Origin of the sequence: Sutterella faecalis (assembly GCF_006337085.1) — a bacterium.
GTDB classification, from domain to species: Bacteria; Pseudomonadota; Gammaproteobacteria; order Burkholderiales; family Burkholderiaceae_F; genus Sutterella; species Sutterella faecalis.
The window spans coordinates 477,685-496,426 of sequence record NZ_CP040882.1 but is presented as its reverse complement, the minus strand read 5'-3'; the positions used below and the strand labels follow the sequence as shown (position 1 = coordinate 496,426).

The following is an 18,742-nucleotide window of genomic DNA, read 5'->3' as shown; positions in this document are numbered from 1 at the left end:
GCTGCCTTTTTAAAATGCCGAAGATCTATTCTGATTGCTTCGGGCATCGCGCAGAAAGAAACAGGCAGTAGCGATTTCCGGATCGGGTCTAAGATTCATTCTGAATTTCAGCGGCCGTTTTTGATTTTTCTTTTCATCCATGAGTTCGAGTCCCAGCAGAACCTCTTTGCTCCTACAGACGCTCCGCAGCGGGCGCGAGCTCAGCGTGCGCGACGAGCTCGAACTCGTCATCCGGCTTGCGGTCCCTGCAGCGCTCGCTCAGGTCTCCTACATCCTGATGCAGTACATCGACGCTTCGATGGTGGGGCACCTCGGCGCAGCGGATTCTGCGGCGGTCGGGCTCGTGAGCACGACGCTCTGGCTTTTCTACGGCATCGGCGGCGCCTCGATCATGGGGTTTTCGGTGCAGACGGCGCACCGCATCGGCGCAGAGGATTTCGACGCGGCTCGAAGCATCGTTCGTCAGGCCTTCACCACGGTCATGACTTTTTCTGCCGTTCTCGCTGCGGCGGGCTTTCTCATCAGTTCCCATCTTCCCGTCTGGCTCGGCGGCGACCCGTCGATTGCAGGAAACGCGTCAGACTACTTCCTCATGATGGCGCTTTTCCTTCCGGCCACGTTTTTCGGCTGGCTCGCCGGAGCGCTCCTGAGGGCCACGGGCGACATGAAGACTCCGAGCTACCTCGGGATCCTCATGTGCATTCTGAACTGCTTCTTTAATTTTCTTCTCATCTTCCCAACGACCACCTATACGCTCTTCGGCCTTTCCCTGACGGTTCCGGGGGCGGATCTCGGCATCATCGGGGCGGCCGTCGGAACCGGCATTGCGGAAACCATTGTCGGCGCCATCGTGCTGTGGATGCTCGTAGTGCGCTCGCCGTTCCTCTCGCTCGTGGGGCGCTCCGGAAGCTTCATTCCTCAGGCGGCCGTATTGCGGAGAGCCTTTTCAATTGCGTCTCCTGTGGCTGCCGAGCGCATTCTCATGTGCGGCGCGCAGATTCTCTCGACTGCCATTGTGGCGCCGCTCGGCATTGTTGCGATTGCAGCGCATACGCTCGGCATTACCGCCGAGAGCCTCTGCTACATGCCGGGCTACGGGATCGGCGACGCGGCCTCGACCCTTGTTGGTCAGTCCGTCGGCGCGAAGCGCCTCGATCTCGCAAAGCGCATCGCCTACAAATGCGTCGGCGCCGGCATGGTCGTCATGACCGTGATGGGCGTGGTGCTTTATTTCGCCGCACCGCTTCTCATGGGCATCATGACGGATGTGCCCGAGGTGATTGAGCTCGGCACCAAAGTGCTTCGCATCGAAGCCTGGGCGGAGCCCATGTTTGCCGCGGCGATTGTGTCCTACAGCGCCTTCATCGGTACCGGCGATACGCTCATTCCTGCCGTCATGAATTTGTCGAGCATGTGGGTGGTGCGCCTCACGCTCGCCTGGTTCCTCGCTCCCGTCTACGGGCTCGTCGGCGTCTGGAGCGCAATGTGCGCCGAGCTGATCGTGAGGGGCGGCATCTTCCTCATGCGCCTGAAGAGCGGCATTTGGCTTCAGAAGCTGACGAAGAAGACTTAAGCCCTCTGCACCTTTTGTCTCCTCAGGCTGATGGCGTCATCCAGCTGCAGCAGAGCCTTTCGCCGAGGCTGATCGCCCCGTAGAGGAGGAGCCCGAGCACGCTCATTCCGAGAATGCCGACAAACATCCTCAGATTGTCGCCGAATCCCCAGGCATCCATGATGAGCCAGCCGAGTCCGGAGTCGGTGGCAAAGCTTTCCGCGAGAAAGAGAACGGCCATGGCAGTGCCCGCAGAGGCCTTGAGCGCCGTGAAGAGCGATGGCAGCGCTGCCGGCAGATAGACGTGCCGAATGCGCTCCCACCGGTTGGCTCCCATGGAGCGAAGCGCCTTCTCATAGGAGGGATCGAGCTTCAGAGCATGTTCGCGGACGATGACGAGAATCTGGAATCCCGTGGCGAGCGCGATGAGAAGAACCCGCGAGGCGTCTCCAAGACCGAAGACCGTAAAGAAGACCGGTAGAAGCACGATTTTGGGAAGCGGCAGCGTGATGAAGGTGATGGGCGCGCCCAGCCAGTCCGCCTTCGGGGAGTGCCCGAAAAGGAGTCCGAGCGGGAAGCCTGTCAGAATCGCTACGGCGAGCGCCTCTGCGAGACGCCGGGCGGAAACCGCGGCATGCCTCGCGAGGTCGGGATTCATCAGAGCTTCCTGAAGCGCTCTGAGTACGGCAGCGGGACTCGGGATGATGTCTTCGCCGAGAAGCACGCTCGCCGCTTCCCAGAGAAGAAAGAGCACTGCGGCCGCAGCTGAATAACGAAGGAGAGTGGTTTTCATGCTGAAGCTCCTTTATTCGCGGCGGCGCACGCTTCTCTCAGGCGCGCGTGGACGTGCCGGATGGCTTCGGCATATTTCGGAGACTCACGGTCTCCTGAATGGCGATCCGACTCCCAGGACGGATTCTCGTAGAGCTCAAGCACTCTCGGCGGGCTGGCGGCAAGGAGCAGAATGTGGGAGGCAAGAAATACGGCTTCCGGAATGTCGTGCGTGACGAAAATCATCGTCAGAGGCCGGCGCCTCTGCATGTCGGCAAGGAAATCCTGCAGACGCTCGCGGCGAAGCGCATCGAGTGCCGAGAAAGGCTCATCCATGAAAAGCACGTCGGGCGCCGCAATCAACGCGCGTCCGATGGCGAGGCGCTGACGCTGCCCGCCGGAGAGCTCTGCCGGCGTGCGATCGGCAAAACGCGAGAGACCGAGTTCATCGAGCATGGCGTCTCTAAGCGTCGTGCTTTCAGCGGGATTCCGACGCGCATTCCTGAGCTTCAGCGGCAGCGCGAGATTGTCGCGTACGGTTTTCCACGGCAGCAAGCCGAGGTTCTGCCAGACAAAGCTCGAATGGAGTCGGGGAATTGCGGCGCCGGAAGCATCGCACCAGACGACATCGCCCGAATCCTTCTCCAGGAGCCCCGCGAGCGTCGTGAGAAGCGTCGTCTTTCCGCAGCCGGATTCTCCCACGATGGCAAGCGATGCTCCGGCGGGCAGCGTGAAGGAAAGGTCCTTGAGCACGGGTTCCGGTCCGTAGCTGACCGAGAGGCGCCGAACCTGAAGCCCTGCGGCGTGTCTGAGCTTCGAACTAGTCGTCGTGATCTTTCCTCTCTTTCTCAAAAGCGGCAGACGACGCTTTCGAGATCCGGCGCTTTTGAGAGAATTCCGCGGCGAATGAGCCAGTCTGAGGCACGCTTCACGACGTCTCTGCCCAGGAGCTCCGGCAGGCCGTCCGGCGTCGGGAAGCCTCCGAATTTCTGAAGCACATAGCCTTTGACGATGTTCTCTGGTATCAGACGCTTTCTTTGAGCGAGCTTCAGGTAAAGCCCTGGTGCATCATCCACGCGGCGCGCCGCTTCTGCGAGCGCCCGGCGAAATGGCAGAACGAAATCCTCTGTGAGGTATTCGCTTCTGAGAGAGATCATTGAAAGCGGTTCATTCAATTTGCGGTCGTCCCAAATGACTTTGCCGCCCTTTAATTCAATCAGCGTGAGGAGCGGCTCATAAAAGAGCGCTGTCTCAAGCTTCCCGGAAATGAGAAGCTGCAGTCGGATGGGAATCTGCGGAATTTCAATCTGCTTGAGTGATTTTTCCGGAATTCCGGCATTTGCGATGAAGTTGTCGAGCATCCAGTCGGTGATTGTGCCGGAGCTCGCTGCAGTGGAAATGCCGGTCTTTCCTTTTAAGGCATCGAGAGTCGGCACCTCTGAGACATGTTTGGGAGAAACGGCAAAACCGAAAGCGCGGCGCCTCGGATCCGTGTGCCAGGTAGTGGCAGCAATGGAAGCATCAATGCCGTTCGCCTGCTGGGTAATTGTCGTCATGAGGTTGGTGTATTGACCGGAAATGCGTTTTGCACGCAGCGCAGCAGTCATTTCGAGCGCACTCATGAATGGGACGATTTTGACGTCGAGGCCTTTGGACTTGAAGAGGCCGTCGGCTTCTGCCGCATAGAGAAGAATGGCATCAATTGCGGGCAATGCCGCGATGGAAGCTGTTCCCGATGGAATGGATGATTTGGAATTTCGGGCTTCTGCGGCATGTGACTTTCCAGTGATTCCGGAAAGTCCGCCGACTGCGCCTGCAGCGAGGAGCACTTTGCCGGCATTCTCAATCAATGCTCTTCTCGAGAGCGCATAAATTCTTTTTTCCTGATGGGTCATGGGATTCCTTCCGCTTCTATTTCGCCCGCATTGTCCTGGGATGGACGCGGACGTTCTTCTGGAACCCAAACCCTACAGGCGGCAGCTTCAGGAATTTCTGAGACGCATCAGGGTATTACCCAATGTTCGAAAATTGGATGCAGAGGCTGAAGCAGAAGATTTCAGGCATTTGATCTGTCAATTCAAATTAATTACTGCCGTCTTTCTTCTGCGCTTTCCATCAAGAGAAGCGCTGCCGCTAAGTGAGATTGTCAATTCGGAATCCGTTTTTTCTCAGTAAAATTCCTCTCTCTTTGAAGAAATAAAAAAAGAAAGCCCTGCTCACCGGAACGGGAGAGCAGGGCGAGTGCTTCAGAGAAATAAAGATTTCTCTTAAATTTTTACTTGGTCTCGACAGGCGTATTGTTGGCAATCAGCATGTCGTCGTCCGTGTAGCCGGCTTCCTTGGCCTTGATGTACCACTGGGGACGCTTGCCGCGGCCCGTCCAGGTTTCGGGGCCGTCGGGGTTGATGAACTTCGGCACGCCGGCATTTCTGACGGGCGACTTGATGGCCTTGCCGTCTTTGCCGAGATGAAGATCAGAGGCGGTAAATTCGAAAACGTCAATGAGACGGATGCATTCTTCCTGCGCGCGGGCGCGGAGTTCCTGCCATTCCTCTAAGAGCTTTGATTCTTTTTCACGATGGGCATTGACCTGCTCAATGATTTCGTCGCTAGTCATTCTTTGAACCTTTGGGAGGGTAGTGGAATAAAGGGTATTCTACGCAATTCATTCCTGACTGGCTATCCCTCTGCGCGTCCCCGCAGCAGCGGTTTATTGAATTAATCGATGGAAAGGTCTGGGAGACAAAGCTCTCCAATAGAAAAAGGAGCCGTTTGAATGGCTTCAATCAGAATGGGAAGGCCGCTGCCCAAAATTCTGCTGATCTTTGGAATAAAAAAGATCCCCGCCTGAGCGCGTTCGCTCAGACGGGGATCTCAATCGCTTCTGAATTCAACTCAATCGATCAGGAGTTATTTTTCGAAAGCAGTCTTCAGATCGATCGGCATTGCCTGGTAGCCGGTCGTCGATTCGACGCGCATTTCGACCGCAGGTTCCTTTTCGCCCCAGTTGAACTCCATCATGTAGGGGTTCGGTGCCGACGTAAAGGCGCCGGTCTTGAGGTCGAAGGATGCGCCCGCAGTGGCGGAGTAGACGAAGATCGAGTTCTTGTCGGCGTGGTATTCGGTCAGCGACGTCACCGGGCTGAACCAGTCGTGGCCGCGTTCCTCGCCGAAGGTCCAGACCTGCTGAACGGTGCCTGCCTTCTCATCGACCTTGTAGACGACGGCGCGGGAATACTTCATTTCCGGAAGCGCCGGCTGCTCCATGCCGCGGGCGTCGCCGTTGTCGAAGGCCGTCAGATAAACGACGCCCGGCTTGCTCTTCGCATCAATGCGGAAGGCGGTGTGCTGGGTCCACGTCCAGTCAAATCCTCCTTCGCAGGTCGCGTCCGTGCAGGAGATGGGCTTGCCCTGATGGTCGACAGGCTTCAGAACCTTGCCTGCAAATTCTCCCTTCCAGCCGCGCGGCGCGCCGAGAATCCACTTCACCTTCTTGTCGCGGCCGATCTTGATGATGGCGGACTGGTGGCGCGACGAGATGATGATCGAATCATCGGTCGGGTCGTAGTCGACGGAATTCACGTGCGCCCAGTTGCGGCCGATGCCGGTGCCCGCGATGTCGCCGTAGTGGTCGGATTCATTCAGCTTCTTGATGTCTTCTTCGGAGAGGGTCTTCCCGGCCTTGGAAGCATCGATGTTGAGGCACACCGCACCCTGGTCGAGCGCCTTGATGACGTCCGAGCGATAGGGGTCGAGGATGTCGAAGAGACGGAATTCGTCGACGACGTAGCCGTCATGATCCACTTCGGCGATCACGTCGCGGACCGTGCGGACGTTCTGGCCGTTGGCGAGCTTGACGTTCGACGAAGCCACGCGCAGGAAGAAGTGACCGTTCTGGGCGGGATCGAGCGAGTGCGAGAAGTCGTTGTAGGAAATGGGAAGACGACGGTTCCAGATCTCGCGGCCCATGAGGTCGTACTTCACGTAGCGCTGGCCGTAGCCCCAGGTGAAGGCGCCGTCCTTATTCTGACGGAAGCCCATCATGTCGCCGCCGTAGTAGAGCGAGTCGAGCGAATAGATCGGGTTCGTGAAGAGGTACCAGCGATAGTCGCCCTTCGTGTCGACGATGCCGATCTGCGGGTTGAAGTTCCATTCGAGCGCGCCGCCCATGGGATTGTTCCAGACGGCATGGGAAGCCTTGCCCGCGAGGTCCTGAGCGTTGTTGAGGAGGTAGAGGCGGTCCTTGAATTTGGGATCGACCTTCACCGGACGGACCTTCGGCATGGTGGAGCGTTCATTTACGAGCCCCGAGGCTTCAACGTAGATGGGGGAGCCGTAAATCTTGTAGATGTCGGAGAATTTTTCCGTCTTGCCGTTGAAGAGGCGCGTGTATTCGACCCTTGACCGAATTGAGGTAGTCGGGGTAGAGGCCGAAAACCGGAATGCCGCCGTGGGTAAGGAGCATGCGGCGCGAGACGTTGTAGGAAATTTCCTCGCCTTCGGGCTTCGGAAGCACCGTCACGCGGGCGTCGAGAATCTGGTAGCCGCCGTTCCTGATGATGGCCGTGAGCGGAGCAACTTCGTAGGGGTTGACGACGATTTCGCCGAGGTGGCCCTGAACTTCATAGGTGGTTTTCGGGCCCGAGGCGCCGCCCATGGCCATGACGGCGGCAGGGATGAGCGCAGCGGCAGCGAGCGATGCTTTGAGAAGACGGGACATGGATGCTTCCTTTTTCGAATAATGAAATGGTCCGGCACCGGAAGCGTGATGCAAAGATTGCCTCGTACCGCTAGGATTCATGCGGCAATTCGCGCTTCCGATCGCGTGCTCAGAACTATATGCCCGGGGGCATCAGGCTATCCATGGTGACTTTTCTGAGTTTTTGAATCCTCGAAGCGCAAAATAATCTTTCAGATTCTGAAAAATATGTCAGGTACCGACAACCAGCTTTCGCGCGAACTTCTTGTTTTTCTGACAACGCTCTATGAGCAGCGGCACCTCGGCCGAACCGCCACGCGGCTTTCGATCAGTCTCCCGAAGGCGAGCAGGCTTCTGGCGGAAGCGCGAATTGTTTTTGAAGACCCGCTCTATACGCGCTTCGGGCACGGCCTCGCGCCCACGGCGCGTGCGCATGAGGTAACGGCACAGGCGAGGCGCGTGCTCGAGGAAATGGCGAAGCTTTTCGCAGCAGAGACCTTTGATCCCGCAGCGATGAACCGGGTGATCCGCATCTCTGCGCTCGACAACGCGATTCCGATCATGATCGAGCCCGTCCTTGAGCTCTTCATGAAGAAGGCGCCGAAAGCCGGAATTGCCATTCTTCCTCATGACGAACATACGCTTTTGAAGCTCCGGGCCGGAGAAGCGGATCTTGCGATCTTTCCGGCCGTTAATCTGCCTGCAGACTTTGTGAGCGTCCCGCTCCTGAGGACGCCTTACGTTTATGCAGTCAGGGCAGGGCATCCGCTTGAAGGAAAAGTTCAGAACGGCACGCTTTCCATGCAGGACCTTGAGGCCTGCCGTCGGATTCAAATCTGCGTGCATCCCGATACGGACGATCCGATTGAAGGCGTTCCGGGGCCGGCCGAGATTCCGCTCAAAGCCGGGCGGACGATGCTCTGGACGGAGTACTGGCTCGGTGCCGTGAGGCTCATGCACCGTACTGACGCCGTTTTGATCCTGCCCTGGCGTACGGCAAAGGCGCTCTCCGAGGAGCGGCCGCTCACGGTGCTTGCACGTGCGGAGAGCGTGCCGTGGCTTGAGCCTTCGCTCATCTGGCACGCCCATACGACGCTTGATACGGGTCTTGAATGGGTGCGGAGCCTCTTTATTTCGGCGCTTCGCGGGAGTCTGAGGCCGCTTGAGCCTGATGAAGTCAGGCTGGGGCGCCTTGGCGACGATAGCGCTCTACACTGGTCATGAGCTTTTTTCGCACGGCAAGGTAAGAACTAAATGAAGGTCTGAGTCTGTCAGGCAGTAAATCAGCCTCATTATGACTGTGACTTTTCCGGCGAAATGAAAATGTTGAAAATAAATAAATTTTCATTCGCCGGGTTTGGGGATTATTGCTTTTGTGATAAATCGATCAGGTGCTCAATTAATTTATAAACGTGGGTTTGTGCTGCTGAGTTATTCCTGATTAATAATTTTGAGTTGCTGATCGCGTTATTTATTTTAGCTAAATTGAACATGTTTTCCGGTAAGTGCTTTTTGTAGTCCGGAATGTATTTCTTTAGTCTGCTATCTACTTCGGATGCTGTTGAAATTCCCTTTGCGTTCTCAAAATGCAATATTAGCCATACTTCGAATTTTGGTATGCTGATTAGAGCTTGATATGTTCTGGGTTTGTTTTTAATACCAACCCCTGCGCGAAGTGATTCAATTTGAGAGATTTTTAGGGGAGGATTTTCCTTTATTTGTGTTGATGTGTAGGGCAAATTTGTAGTGACAGTCATGCTGTTCGTTTATTAGTTTTTTGGCAATGCCAAGGTATTCTGCTTCCGTGACGCTTCCTTCGGTAAAAACATAAATTTGTCTTATGTAATTTAATGAGGCAGGAGTTCTGCGAAGGTCGTTTTTGATTGCCTTGACTTTTCGCCCCATTACCAAGACTCCTCTTCAAGATAAGGCACTGCACCCATTAATCCACTCAAATAAATTTTTCTAATATCCTTGTCGCTGCGGATGTCTTTAAAATCTCTAAATGAATATATTGATGATGATCCATAATTGTGTTTGTCAATTCCCCAGAGCTCATCTCTACGGAAAATATTCTGAGTTAGAATATTTACATCATGTGTGGTCATGATTAGCTGATTTGTTGTCTTGGGGGTGCAGGAATTTAAATAATATTTGATAAGCCATTCAAGCATATTTGTATGCAAGCTACGGTCAAGCTCATCCACGACGACAACCTGTTCGCTAGAGAACTTGAGTGCAGAAAGGGCAGGGATCAAATCAAGAAGACGTAATGTTCCATCAGATTCATCTGATAATTTGAACTGAACGTTTTCTCCTAATTCATTTTTATGTACGGGGATTAATTGCTCAAATACTGGTTCGTCAGATGATTGATTCCGTCGAATCATGCAATCTCCCCATCGAACAGGTTCCCCTGTTTTTTGCCATTGCTCTATGAGAGAATCTATTATTTCTTTTGGGAGCGGGATGTTATCTTTAGGTACGACGACTGTTTCGAAATGGTCAATGCCTGTATGTAATTCTGTCATTAAGGTTACGGCATTTTTACTCAAAATATCACCTGGATCGGCATATCTGACTCGTTGAGTGAACATGCTTTGAGGAAAAATGATTGTAAGTTTGTTCGCAAACCAATCATATAATGGTGATAATTTAGCTGCGTTGAGTTTATTCGCGTTGGTCAAGAATGGTTCATTATCTCTTGTTGCTTTCTCAACAAAGCGCATGAAGTCAATATCTTCTTTACTGAAATAATCGGTATCAAATTTTATTGGTTGGCCTGATTCTCTTGTGAAGACGTCATATGCCATGCTGGTATTTTCAACAATTAACTTTTCCGATAAGATCTTTTCTGGAAGAAGACTTATTTCATAATAGTAAATAAAGCCGTCAATTAGAGTGGTAATGGAAAAAATTGTCGGTTTTTTCAAACAAGATGCATCCAACTTAAAACGCTGAATATTTATTTTTTGCGCTTTATTGGTGGTTCCATCTAATAGTAAAAATTTTAAAAATGCGAGGGCTTCAACAAATTTCGTTTTACCAGATGCATTAGCACCATAAATCGCAGATATCGGTAAAAGCTTCATCCGATATTTGCCTACAGCTGGCAACCGTTCTTTGTGTTGCCGTTCATTTGTCGCAGTCAAATTGATTGTGGCTTTATCTTTGAAGCAGCGCCAGTTCTCAACAGAAAACTTGATGAGCATGAAGTAGTCCTAGACTTAAGGTTGCTGAACTACCAAAAGTATAGACCGAAGATTTGCTTCTAAGGAGAATTTTTCTCTCCAGAAGTAGATAAGGTAAAGAGCTATGAATCTGATCTTCTATGGCGCCTGAACCACCAACGATTCTTCTCAATGGGCAGTCGGAATTTCCTGAAAGTAATACAGATACAGGCTCGTAGCCGTACGGCTCAAACCCCCGACGGATGCAGTTCTGATATTGCCGTGGCTTTCAGCGAAGGTGATAGCGGAAGAGCGCCCCTCACAGTTAAGGCGCTCGATCAAGTAAGAAACACCTTTATTTCTCGCTTCCTGGGAGCCTGAAGCCGCTCGAACCCGATGACGTCAGGCTTTGGCGCCCTGGCGGCGATACCGTTCAGCGCCGGCAATGAGTCTCTCGAGGCGTCCCAGATAAGCCTTGCGGTCGACCAGCGGGTGGGGCTCGCCATGCTGATGCGCGGTAATGGCCGGAATCTTCTCCGTCTGACCAGTGGAGAAGGGATGCGCGGTGAGATCGACATCGATCCCGAGTTTGGGATCGCCCAGTTTCTTCATGCTGTCGATATAGGCCTCGAGCTGCTTAGCGTCATCCATCGCGTTGAGGCCCTGGCCTCCGATCGTAACGGCGCGGTGGACTTCGTCTCCGTCCCGGACGTCGTAAAGGTAGGAGCAGGTACCCCAGGTGTGTCCCGGCGTTTCCAGTACGGTTACGGTCGTTTCGCCGAGCGTAATTTTGTCGCCGTCCTTCAGAATGAGATCCGCGGGCGGCATTCTGAAGCCGTTTCTTTCCTTTTCGTGTCCTTCGGCTTCCGCCCAGCCCCGGGCACTCATGCCGAAGCGCGCATGCGGAAGGAGCTGCCTGAGTCTCCAGGCACCTCCGACGTGATCGAAGTGACCATGCGTCATGAGGACGTACTTGATTTCAGAGAGATCGATTCCGCCTTCCTTTAGGTTCGAGAGGAGCTTCCCGACAAAAGGCTCATGAAGCGTATCAATCAATATGACGCCTTCCTTCGTGCGGATGGCGTAGGCGGAAACCCAGCAGATCCCGACGCACCAGACGTTGTCGAAGACCTGGTAGGGAGCAATTTTCTGAATTGACTGATCGCTGAGCCATCGTCCGAGTTCGGGAGGCATGCGGCGCTCTTCGGCAAAGCGGACGAAGAGTTTTGAAACTTCTTCTGAAGAGAGCCGGAGGCTGGACGGTGTTTCCGGGGTCCCGAAGGCCTCGACAGGAAATAGGGAAGTCATCGGGATGGCGGCTGCAAGCGCAAGAAGGGAGCGGCGGGTAATAAAGGGAGTCGGCATATCGAAATTTGGGAAAGAAAGTTGCGATATCCCGATATCCTATTGATGCTTTGAATGTTAATAAATAGACTTGATTTAAACATACTATTTTGAATTACGAAACAATATGGACAGAATCAAGTCGCTTGAAGCCTTCGTTCGCGTGGCAGATCTCAAAAGTTTCGCGAGAGCGGCGGAGAGCCTCGGCATTTCCAGAGCTTCCGCCACCCGCACGGTCGCGGAGCTCGAGGAGACAATGCAGCTGAGGCTCTTCAACCGCACGACGCGCTCCGTGTCGCTTACTTCCGATGGCGAACGCGTTCTTGAGGAGGCCCGGGAGATCCTCAGGCGCACGGACGCGGTTTTCGCTTCGCCCGGGAGGAGCGGCCTTGCGGGGCGGCTCCGGGTGGCGTCGACCATAAGTTTTGCGGAGTTCTTTCTCTGCGGCATCCTCGAGGAATTCGGGATGAAGCATCCCGGGTTGTCGATCGAGCTTCTCGCATCGGATCGCGTTCTTCCGCTTGTGGAATCGGGCATCGACATTGCATTCGAAGTCGCCCTGGAACCGAGGCCGGGCGCGGAGGCGAGACGGCTGGGCGCCTGCAAAAGCTGCTTGTTCGCCTCGAGGGACTATCTGCGAGATCATCCGGCCCCGTCAGAACCGGTGGAACTCAGGGCGCACAGGCTTATCGGGCTTCTCGGCGAAAACCACTGGATTTTTGCCCGCGGATCGGAAACGCGTCGGGTTGAGGTCAATTCGACGCTGCGCTATTCGGCGGCGGGGCTCATTCGGGATGCCGTGCTGCGAGGATGCGGCATTGGGTGCCTTCCGGATATCGCCGGAGAGGATGAAGAAGGAAAACGGACGCTTGTGCAGCTCCTTCCTCAATGGTCGCTCCCGACGCGGGATATTTATGCGCTTTTTCCGGCCATGAAATTCATGCACCGCGGGGCGCTACTCCTTGCTCAGGAAGCGGAAGCGCAGATCAAGGCGAGGAGCGCTGCGGCTCAGCGCTGAAGATTGCGGCTCGCAATGCGTATTGCGGAAACAGATTGTTCCGGAATTCTGCGGTATTACCTCAAAGTACTGAGGTAAATGCATCCCGAGTTCGCTAGTATAGGTGTTAACCATATAGGGGTTACCCCGTAAATCGATTCTCATCCTGAACGACGATTACGGGGAGGACTGACCAACACCAACCACTTCAAGCGAAACAATCATGACAAAGCATATCTGGTCGAAGAGCGCCGCAGCGCTCGCGGCCGCCATTATCGGAGCAGGCATCCTGCCGGGCGCGAATGCGGCCGAGCTCCTCAACGCATCATACGATGTGGCCCGTGAACTTTTTCAGGACCTCAACCCTCCCTTCATCAGCGCCTGGGACAAGGCTCACCCGGACGACAAGCTCACCATCCGTCAGTCTCATGCCGGAAGCTCCAAGCAGGCGCTCGCCATTCTTCAGGGTCTCAAGGCCGACGTCGTCACCTTCAACCAGGTGACCGACATTCAGGTGCTCCACGACAAGGGAAAGCTCATTCCGGCCGACTGGCAGGCAAGGCTCCCGAACAATTCCTCACCCTTCTATTCGACGATGGCTTTCCTCGTGAGAAAGGGGAATCCGAAGCACATCGCCGACTGGTCCGACCTCAATAAGGATGGAGTGAAGCTTGTCTTCCCGAATCCGAAGACTTCCGGCAACGCCCGCTATACATATCTGGGCGCCTGGGCGGCTGCCGCGGATTAATCAAAAGGATCGAAGGAGGGAACCGAGGAGCTGATGAAGAAGTTTCTCGCGAATGTCGCCGTCTTCGATACGGGCGGACGCGGGGCGACCACCACGTTCGTCGACCGCGGCATCGGCGACGTGCTGATTTCGTTTGAGTCCGAAATCAACAATATTCGCAGCAAGTATGCGGACAAGGGTTATGAGGTCGTGGTCCCGAAGACCGACATCCTCGCGGAATTCCCCGTGGCCTGGGTCGACAAAGTCGTGAAGCAGAAGGGTACTCAGGATGCGGCGGAAGCCTATCTCAAATACCTCTACAGTCCCGAAGCGCAGAAAATCATCACGGGCTACTACTACCGCGTGAACGACCCGAAGACGATGGAGGCTCTGAAGGACCGCTTCCCGGCAACAAAGCTCTTCACTGTTGAGGAACGCTTCGGCTCCTGGGCAGCCGTCATGAAGACGCATTTTGCGACGGGCGGTGAGTTCGATCGCCTTGTGGCCCTCGGCAGGAAGTAACCATCATGGCGGAGAGGAAGAAGCGCCGGGTGCTTCCCGGCTTCGGGCTTTCGCTGGGGGTGAGCGTTACTTTTGTTTCGCTTATTCTCCTTTTGCCGATGAGCGCGCTCGTGAGGGAGCTTTCGCACCTGACCTGGGCGGGCTATTGGGAGATCATCACGAATCCGCAGACGCTCGCCGCTCTGCGGGTGACGCTCCTCTCCGCCTTCTGGGCTTCCGTCTTCAATTGCGCTGCGGGCGTTCTGCTTGCCTGGGTGCTCGCGCGCTACCGCTTCCCCGGACGCGGGATTCTCGATGCGCTGATCGACCTTCCTTTTGCGCTTCCCACTGCGGTTGCAGGCCTCACGCTTTCCGCACTCTTTGCGGAGGACGGGTGGTACGGCGCCTGGCTTTCGCTCTTCGGCATCAAGGTGAGCTACACCTGGCTCGGAATTGTCGTCGCCATGGCCTTCACCTCGATTCCCTTTGTCTTCCGCACGGTGGAGCCCGTGCTCGAGGATCTCGGAAAATCAACGGAAGAGGCCGCGGAAACGCTGGGCGCGACGAAAGGACAGATCTTTCGCCGCGTGATTCTTCCTGAAATTCTCCCCTCGGTGGCCGCCGGCACGACGCTTGCCTTCTGCCGGTCGCTCGGCGAATTCGGCGCAGTCATCTTCATTGCCGGCAACATCGCCTACGAGACGGAAGTCCTTTCGCTCATGGTCTTCATGCGGCTTCAGGAATTCGACTATGCAGCGGCGAGCGCGATTGCGTCGGTTGTTCTCGCACTCTCGCTTGCGCTCTTCCTTTTCGCCAATTTCCTGCAAAAGCGTCTTGCAAGACGCCTGGGGGCTTCGGCATGACCGCACCATCCAAACGCGCGCCGAATTATTCCCGGCGCATTCTCATCGGCCTCGCGGTACTGATCGCGGTTCTGTTCCTCGTGATTCCGCTTGTCTACATCTTCGCTCAGGCTTTTCAGAAAGGGTTGATGCCGGTGCTTGAGAACCTCGGCAACCCTGAAATGCTGCACGCGATCGGACTCACGGCCGGCATCGCGCTCATCACCGTCCCTGTCAATCTCGTTTTCGGGATCATGCTCGCCTGGTGCTGCGCGCGGTTTGATTTCCCGGGGAAGCAATGGCTCCTTGCCGCGACCGACATTCCCTTTGCGGTGTCGCCCGTGGTTGCGGGTCTCGCCTATCTTCTCTGGTACGGCGCCAACGGTCCGCTCGCCCCCTGGCTCGAAGCCTCTCAAATCCAGATTCTCTTTGCCTGGCCGGGCATGGTTCTCGTCACGATCTTCGTCACGTGTCCCTTCGTAGCCAGGGAATTGATTCCCGTTATGCAGAGCCGCGGTGCAGCGGAGGAGGAGGCCGCGATTCTCCTCGGCGCTTCTGGCTGGCAGATGTTCCGCTATGTGACGCTTCCCAATATTTCCTGGGCGCTTCTTTACGGCGTTCTCCTCACCAATGCCCGTGCAATCGGCGAATTCGGCGCCGTTTCTGTGGTCTCAGGGAGCATCCGCGGCGAAACGATGACGCTGCCCCTTCAGATTGAACTCCTCGAGCAGGACTACAACACCGTCGGCGCCTTTACGGCTGCGGCCGCTCTGTCGCTTCTGGCGGTCCTCACGCTCCTTATCAAAAAGGAGCTTCAGGGCCGCCGCAGAGCCTGAGTGCTCCAAAGCGGGAAACCAACGAACGAAGAATCTTCCATCATGAGCATTCTGATCGACAGTATTCAGAAAACCTTCGGCGGCGCGCCGGTTCTGAAGGACATTTCGCTCACCATTGAAACGGGCGAGATGGCGGCGCTTCTCGGACCATCCGGTTCCGGGAAGACCACGCTCCTCAGAATCATTGCGGGTCTTGAAACGGAAACCTCCGGCCGGATTCTCTTTGACGGCGCCGACATGACGGACGTGTCTGCGCGCGACCGGCGCGTGGGCTTCGTCTTTCAGAATTACGCGCTCTTCCGGCACATGACGGCGGGAGAAAACATTGCATTCGGGCTGACGGTGAGAAAGGGCGCTGAGAAGCTCCCTAAAGCCGATATTGAAGCGCGCGTGCGGGATCTCCTCGCCATGGTGCAGTTGACGGACTTCGCCGGGCGCTACCCCGCACAGCTATCCGGCGGCCAGCAGCAGCGCGTGGCGCTCGCGAGAGCGCTCGCCACTGAACCTCGCGTTCTGCTGCTTGACGAGCCTTTCGGCGCTCTCGACGCTCAGGTTCGCGAGGACCTCAGGCAATGGATCCGGCGCCTTCATGAAAAGCTTCGCTTTACGGGCGTCTTCGTCACGCACGATCAGGAAGAGGCCATGCAGATTGCAGACCGCGTCGTGGTGATGAAGGACGGTCGGATCGAGCAGGCGGACGCGCCGGAGGAAATCTGGACCCGGCCCAAAACGCGCTTCGTTCTCAAATTCCTCTGCGACGTGAATGTGCTTCAGGGCCGTATTGAGGACGGAAAGCTTCATCTCGGATCACTCATTCTTCCGCTCTCAGGCGAAAAGCCGGCGCCCGGTCCCGTCGACGTGCTGCTGCGGCCGATCGACGCTCAGATGAAGCGCACCTTCGGCCTCGGGCAGCTTCCGATCGAGGTGCTGTCATCACGTCCGAAGGGCGGCGCCGTTCAGGTTCTCGCACGGCCCGAAGGCTGGTATCCGGAACCCATCAACGCCATTCTTCTTGAGGATGCGCTCCCCACGCGCGGAAACACCTATTACATGAGCCTTGACCGGGCGTACTTCTACCGCGGAAACGAAAGGCTTCCCATTCGAATTGATCATCACGCTTTTTCCTAACAGGTAATCACATCATGGCTGGAAAACTAATCGACACCATCGGCATGACGCCGCTCGTGAAGCTCGAGCACCTTGCTCCCGATAACGGGAGCGAAGTCTGGGCGAAGCTTGAGGGCTCGAACCCCGCCGGTTCCGTCAAGGACCGGGCTGCGCGCTCCATGATTGAGGAGGCTGAGAAGCGCGGCGACATCAAGCCCGGGGACGTGCTCGTTGAGGCAACGAGCGGCAATACGGGCATTGCACTCGCGATGATTGCGGCCCTCAAAGGCTACCGCATGAAGATCATCCTCCCGGAAAATCTCTCGCTCGAGCGTCGGGCGGCCATCAAGGCTTACGGGGCCGAGCTCATCCTTGTGAGCAAGGAGAAGGGAATGGAAGGCGCCCGCGATCTCGCCATGGAAATGGAGCGGCGCGGGGAAGGGTATCTCCTCGACCAGTTCAACAATCCCGACAACGCCCTCGCGCATTTCCGCACGACGGGTCCCGAAATCATCGCCCAGACCTGCGGGCGCGTAACGCACTTCGTCTCCGCCATGGGAACGACTGGCACGATCGTCGGTACCGGACGGTACCTCAAAACCATCATTCCGGACCTGCGCGTCATCGGCATGCAGCCGGCGGCCGGGAGCTCCATTCCCGGCATCCGCCGGTGGCCTCAAGCCTATCGTCCCGGGATCTTTGATCCGAAGGTCGTCGATGAAACGTTCGATGTGACTCAGGAAGCTGCGGAAAGGATAATGCGCGCGCTCGCTAAGGAAGAGGGCATCTTCTGCGGCGTTTCCTCTGGCGGCGCGGTATCGGGCGCCATCCGGATTGCAGAAGAGAATCCGGGATCGGTAGTCGTCACGATCATCTGCGACCGGGGAGACCGATATCTCTCCACCGGCGTTTTCGGAGGCTGACGCGCTTTTCCTCAGCTGCCGGCAAGCCCGGCAGCCTCAAGTCCTCAAATCCCTGTCCTGCGGATTCGCATGACGGGGATTTTTTATGCCTGGAGCCATCAAATTTTAACGAAATCCATATTCAACAAATGGATATCGACTGTAAACACTCGAAAATTCAATTTTGCCTAATTTTTGGGCAGCTATACTTGCCCGCCACGAAGGGTCTGCCAAGTTTTTAATCGCGATTTTTCGCACTTCCTGATAAACTGCAATTTGAATTTGTTCATACTGTAAATTAATAATGTCAATTGCATTTGTCATTATGAATGGAGTTAAATAAGATGAATGAAATAAAGTTTAATGAGAATGAAATCATAAAGTGGAATGAAATTGAATATAGGGTCATTAAGATATTCGGCAATCTGACATTGCTTATTAAAATGAAAGGGCAGTCAGTCCATTTGGTTCGAGCAGCAACAGAAAAGCTGAATGAAATGATTGAGAATGGGACTGCAACGATTGAGCTTGATCCATTTGCGGATATGGCAGTTCGAAAGTGGACGAAGTCAGTTGAAAAGACGGGACGTGATCTCTATGAGATCATTTTGCCGTTTCTTTCGAATCCAGAGCTCTATTCAGAGAGAGGGATAGAAGAGTTGTGCAACGACGCGGCTGACGGCGACATCAAGTGGGCCAGAAAGCTGAAGCTCATGATCGCGACCTACTGGCGGCGCGGACAGCACCCTAAGGCACTGATGCCTATGCTGAAAGGGAACCCCGGGCGCGCCACATCGGGGCGCAAGCGCGGCAGAAGAGCAGGCGAAGGGAAAAAGGAAGGCGCTGCGCTCACGCCTCAAATTCTCGAACTGATGAATGAAGCATGCATTGAGATGCTTGAAAGGCATGGTGAGTTCATCAATACGAAAGAATTGAAAGTAAAGGAATTCTATTCATTGCTGACAGATAAGATCAACTCAATCAATAGTGAGCTTAATAATGAATCTGAATTCATTGAAATGCCGTCATTCTGGCAATTCTATTACTTTTACAGAACGAGATATGGCACTCGATCTCAATATGCCAAAAAGAATGATAGTGAATAATAGGTTGTTATATGGAATTGATGTGGAATATTGAATTGAATGAATAATGTTAGTTGACATTGAATGAATAGATTATGAATGATGAATGGACAATGTGATTATATAAACAATCTAAAATTACAGTAATGAATCTGACAACGCCGAACGATCAAACGGATAACGGGCTCGAAATTACGCCATATAATTGC

15 protein-coding genes and 2 pseudogenes are annotated in these 18,742 nt (G+C 54.9%); 9 read left to right on the top strand and 8 right to left on the bottom strand.

The window, feature by feature from the left end:
- Nucleotides 1–166: 166 nt before the first annotated feature.
- A complete protein-coding gene (locus FG381_RS01955; RefSeq protein WP_228025664.1) occupies nt 167–1,573 on the top strand; it encodes an MATE family efflux transporter in 1,407 nt (468 codons plus the stop codon).
- A gap of 22 nt (nt 1,574–1,595) precedes the next feature.
- Here the strand turns inward: FG381_RS01955 and FG381_RS01950 are convergent, their stop codons facing one another.
- The 5 genes and pseudogenes from FG381_RS01950 to FG381_RS01930 form a co-directional block, all read right to left on the bottom strand.
- The gene (locus FG381_RS01950) at nt 1,596–2,345 is read right to left on the bottom strand and encodes an ABC transporter permease (RefSeq protein WP_139687291.1); all 750 of its coding nucleotides are present in this window, start codon (nt 2,343–2,345) and stop codon (nt 1,596–1,598) included.
- Nucleotides 2,342–3,175, bottom strand: coding sequence for an ABC transporter ATP-binding protein (locus FG381_RS01945; RefSeq protein WP_226960239.1), 834 nt, complete (start codon nt 3,173–3,175; stop codon nt 2,342–2,344). The genes FG381_RS01950 and FG381_RS01945 overlap by 4 nt, the downstream gene beginning before the upstream one ends.
- Nucleotides 3,172–4,218, bottom strand: coding sequence for an ABC transporter substrate-binding protein (locus FG381_RS01940; RefSeq protein WP_139687290.1), 1,047 nt, complete (start codon nt 4,216–4,218; stop codon nt 3,172–3,174). The genes FG381_RS01945 and FG381_RS01940 overlap by 4 nt, the downstream gene beginning before the upstream one ends.
- A 380-nt stretch (nt 4,219–4,598) precedes the next feature.
- Nucleotides 4,599–4,940, bottom strand: coding sequence for an H-NS histone family protein (locus tag FG381_RS01935; protein WP_139687289.1), 342 nt, complete (start codon nt 4,938–4,940; stop codon nt 4,599–4,601).
- A gap of 293 nt (nt 4,941–5,233) precedes the next feature.
- Nucleotides 5,234–7,043: pseudogene (locus tag FG381_RS01930) on the bottom strand (aryl-sulfate sulfotransferase).
- A 207-nt stretch (nt 7,044–7,250) separates the two neighbouring features.
- On the opposite strand from FG381_RS01930, the gene FG381_RS01925 reads away from it, so the two are divergent.
- Entirely contained in the window at nt 7,251–8,246 is a 996-nt protein-coding gene (locus FG381_RS01925) for a LysR family transcriptional regulator (RefSeq protein ID WP_139687288.1), read from the top strand.
- A 140-nt stretch (nt 8,247–8,386) separates the two neighbouring features.
- Here the strand turns inward: FG381_RS01925 and FG381_RS01920 are convergent, their stop codons facing one another.
- From FG381_RS01920 to FG381_RS01910, 3 genes are all read right to left on the bottom strand, one after another.
- A complete protein-coding gene (locus FG381_RS01920) occupies nt 8,387–8,779 on the bottom strand; it encodes an RloB domain-containing protein (protein WP_139687287.1) in 393 nt (130 codons plus the stop codon).
- Between the two features lie 147 nt (nt 8,780–8,926).
- Nucleotides 8,927–10,234 carry an AAA family ATPase gene (locus FG381_RS01915; protein WP_139687286.1) on the bottom strand — a complete coding sequence of 436 codons (1,308 nt, stop codon included), beginning with the start codon at nt 10,232–10,234 and terminating at the stop codon, nt 8,927–8,929.
- Between the two features lie 360 nt (nt 10,235–10,594).
- Complete coding sequence (locus FG381_RS01910; RefSeq protein WP_139687285.1) at nt 10,595–11,557, bottom strand: MBL fold metallo-hydrolase; 963 nt, start codon at nt 11,555–11,557, stop codon at nt 10,595–10,597.
- Between the two features lie 106 nt (nt 11,558–11,663).
- On the opposite strand from FG381_RS01910, the gene FG381_RS01905 reads away from it, so the two are divergent.
- From FG381_RS01905 to FG381_RS01875, 7 genes and pseudogenes are all read left to right on the top strand, one after another.
- Complete coding sequence (locus FG381_RS01905; RefSeq protein WP_139687284.1) at nt 11,664–12,554, top strand: LysR family transcriptional regulator; 891 nt, start codon at nt 11,664–11,666, stop codon at nt 12,552–12,554.
- A 202-nt stretch (nt 12,555–12,756) separates the two neighbouring features.
- Nucleotides 12,757–13,782: pseudogene (gene cysP, locus FG381_RS01900) on the top strand (thiosulfate ABC transporter substrate-binding protein CysP).
- Nucleotides 13,783–13,787: 5 nt separating this feature from the next.
- Nucleotides 13,788–14,624 (top strand): sulfate/thiosulfate ABC transporter permease CysT, encoded by an 837-nt coding sequence (cysT, locus tag FG381_RS01895; protein WP_139687283.1) that lies wholly within the window; start codon nt 13,788–13,790, stop codon nt 14,622–14,624.
- Nucleotides 14,621–15,439 (top strand): sulfate/thiosulfate ABC transporter permease CysW, encoded by an 819-nt coding sequence (gene cysW, locus FG381_RS01890; protein WP_139687282.1) that lies wholly within the window; start codon nt 14,621–14,623, stop codon nt 15,437–15,439. The genes cysT and cysW overlap by 4 nt, the downstream gene beginning before the upstream one ends.
- A 42-nt stretch (nt 15,440–15,481) precedes the next feature.
- On the top strand, nt 15,482–16,567 hold the full coding sequence (gene cysA / locus FG381_RS01885) for a sulfate ABC transporter ATP-binding protein (protein WP_139687281.1): 1,086 nt from the start codon (nt 15,482–15,484) through the stop codon (nt 16,565–16,567).
- A gap of 14 nt (nt 16,568–16,581) precedes the next feature.
- Nucleotides 16,582–17,469, top strand: coding sequence for a cysteine synthase CysM (cysM, locus tag FG381_RS01880; protein ID WP_174857849.1), 888 nt, complete (start codon nt 16,582–16,584; stop codon nt 17,467–17,469).
- Nucleotides 17,470–17,792: 323 nt separating this feature from the next.
- On the top strand, nt 17,793–18,554 hold the full coding sequence (locus FG381_RS01875; RefSeq protein WP_139687279.1) for a hypothetical protein: 762 nt from the start codon (nt 17,793–17,795) through the stop codon (nt 18,552–18,554).
- Nucleotides 18,555–18,742 lie beyond the last annotated feature (188 nt).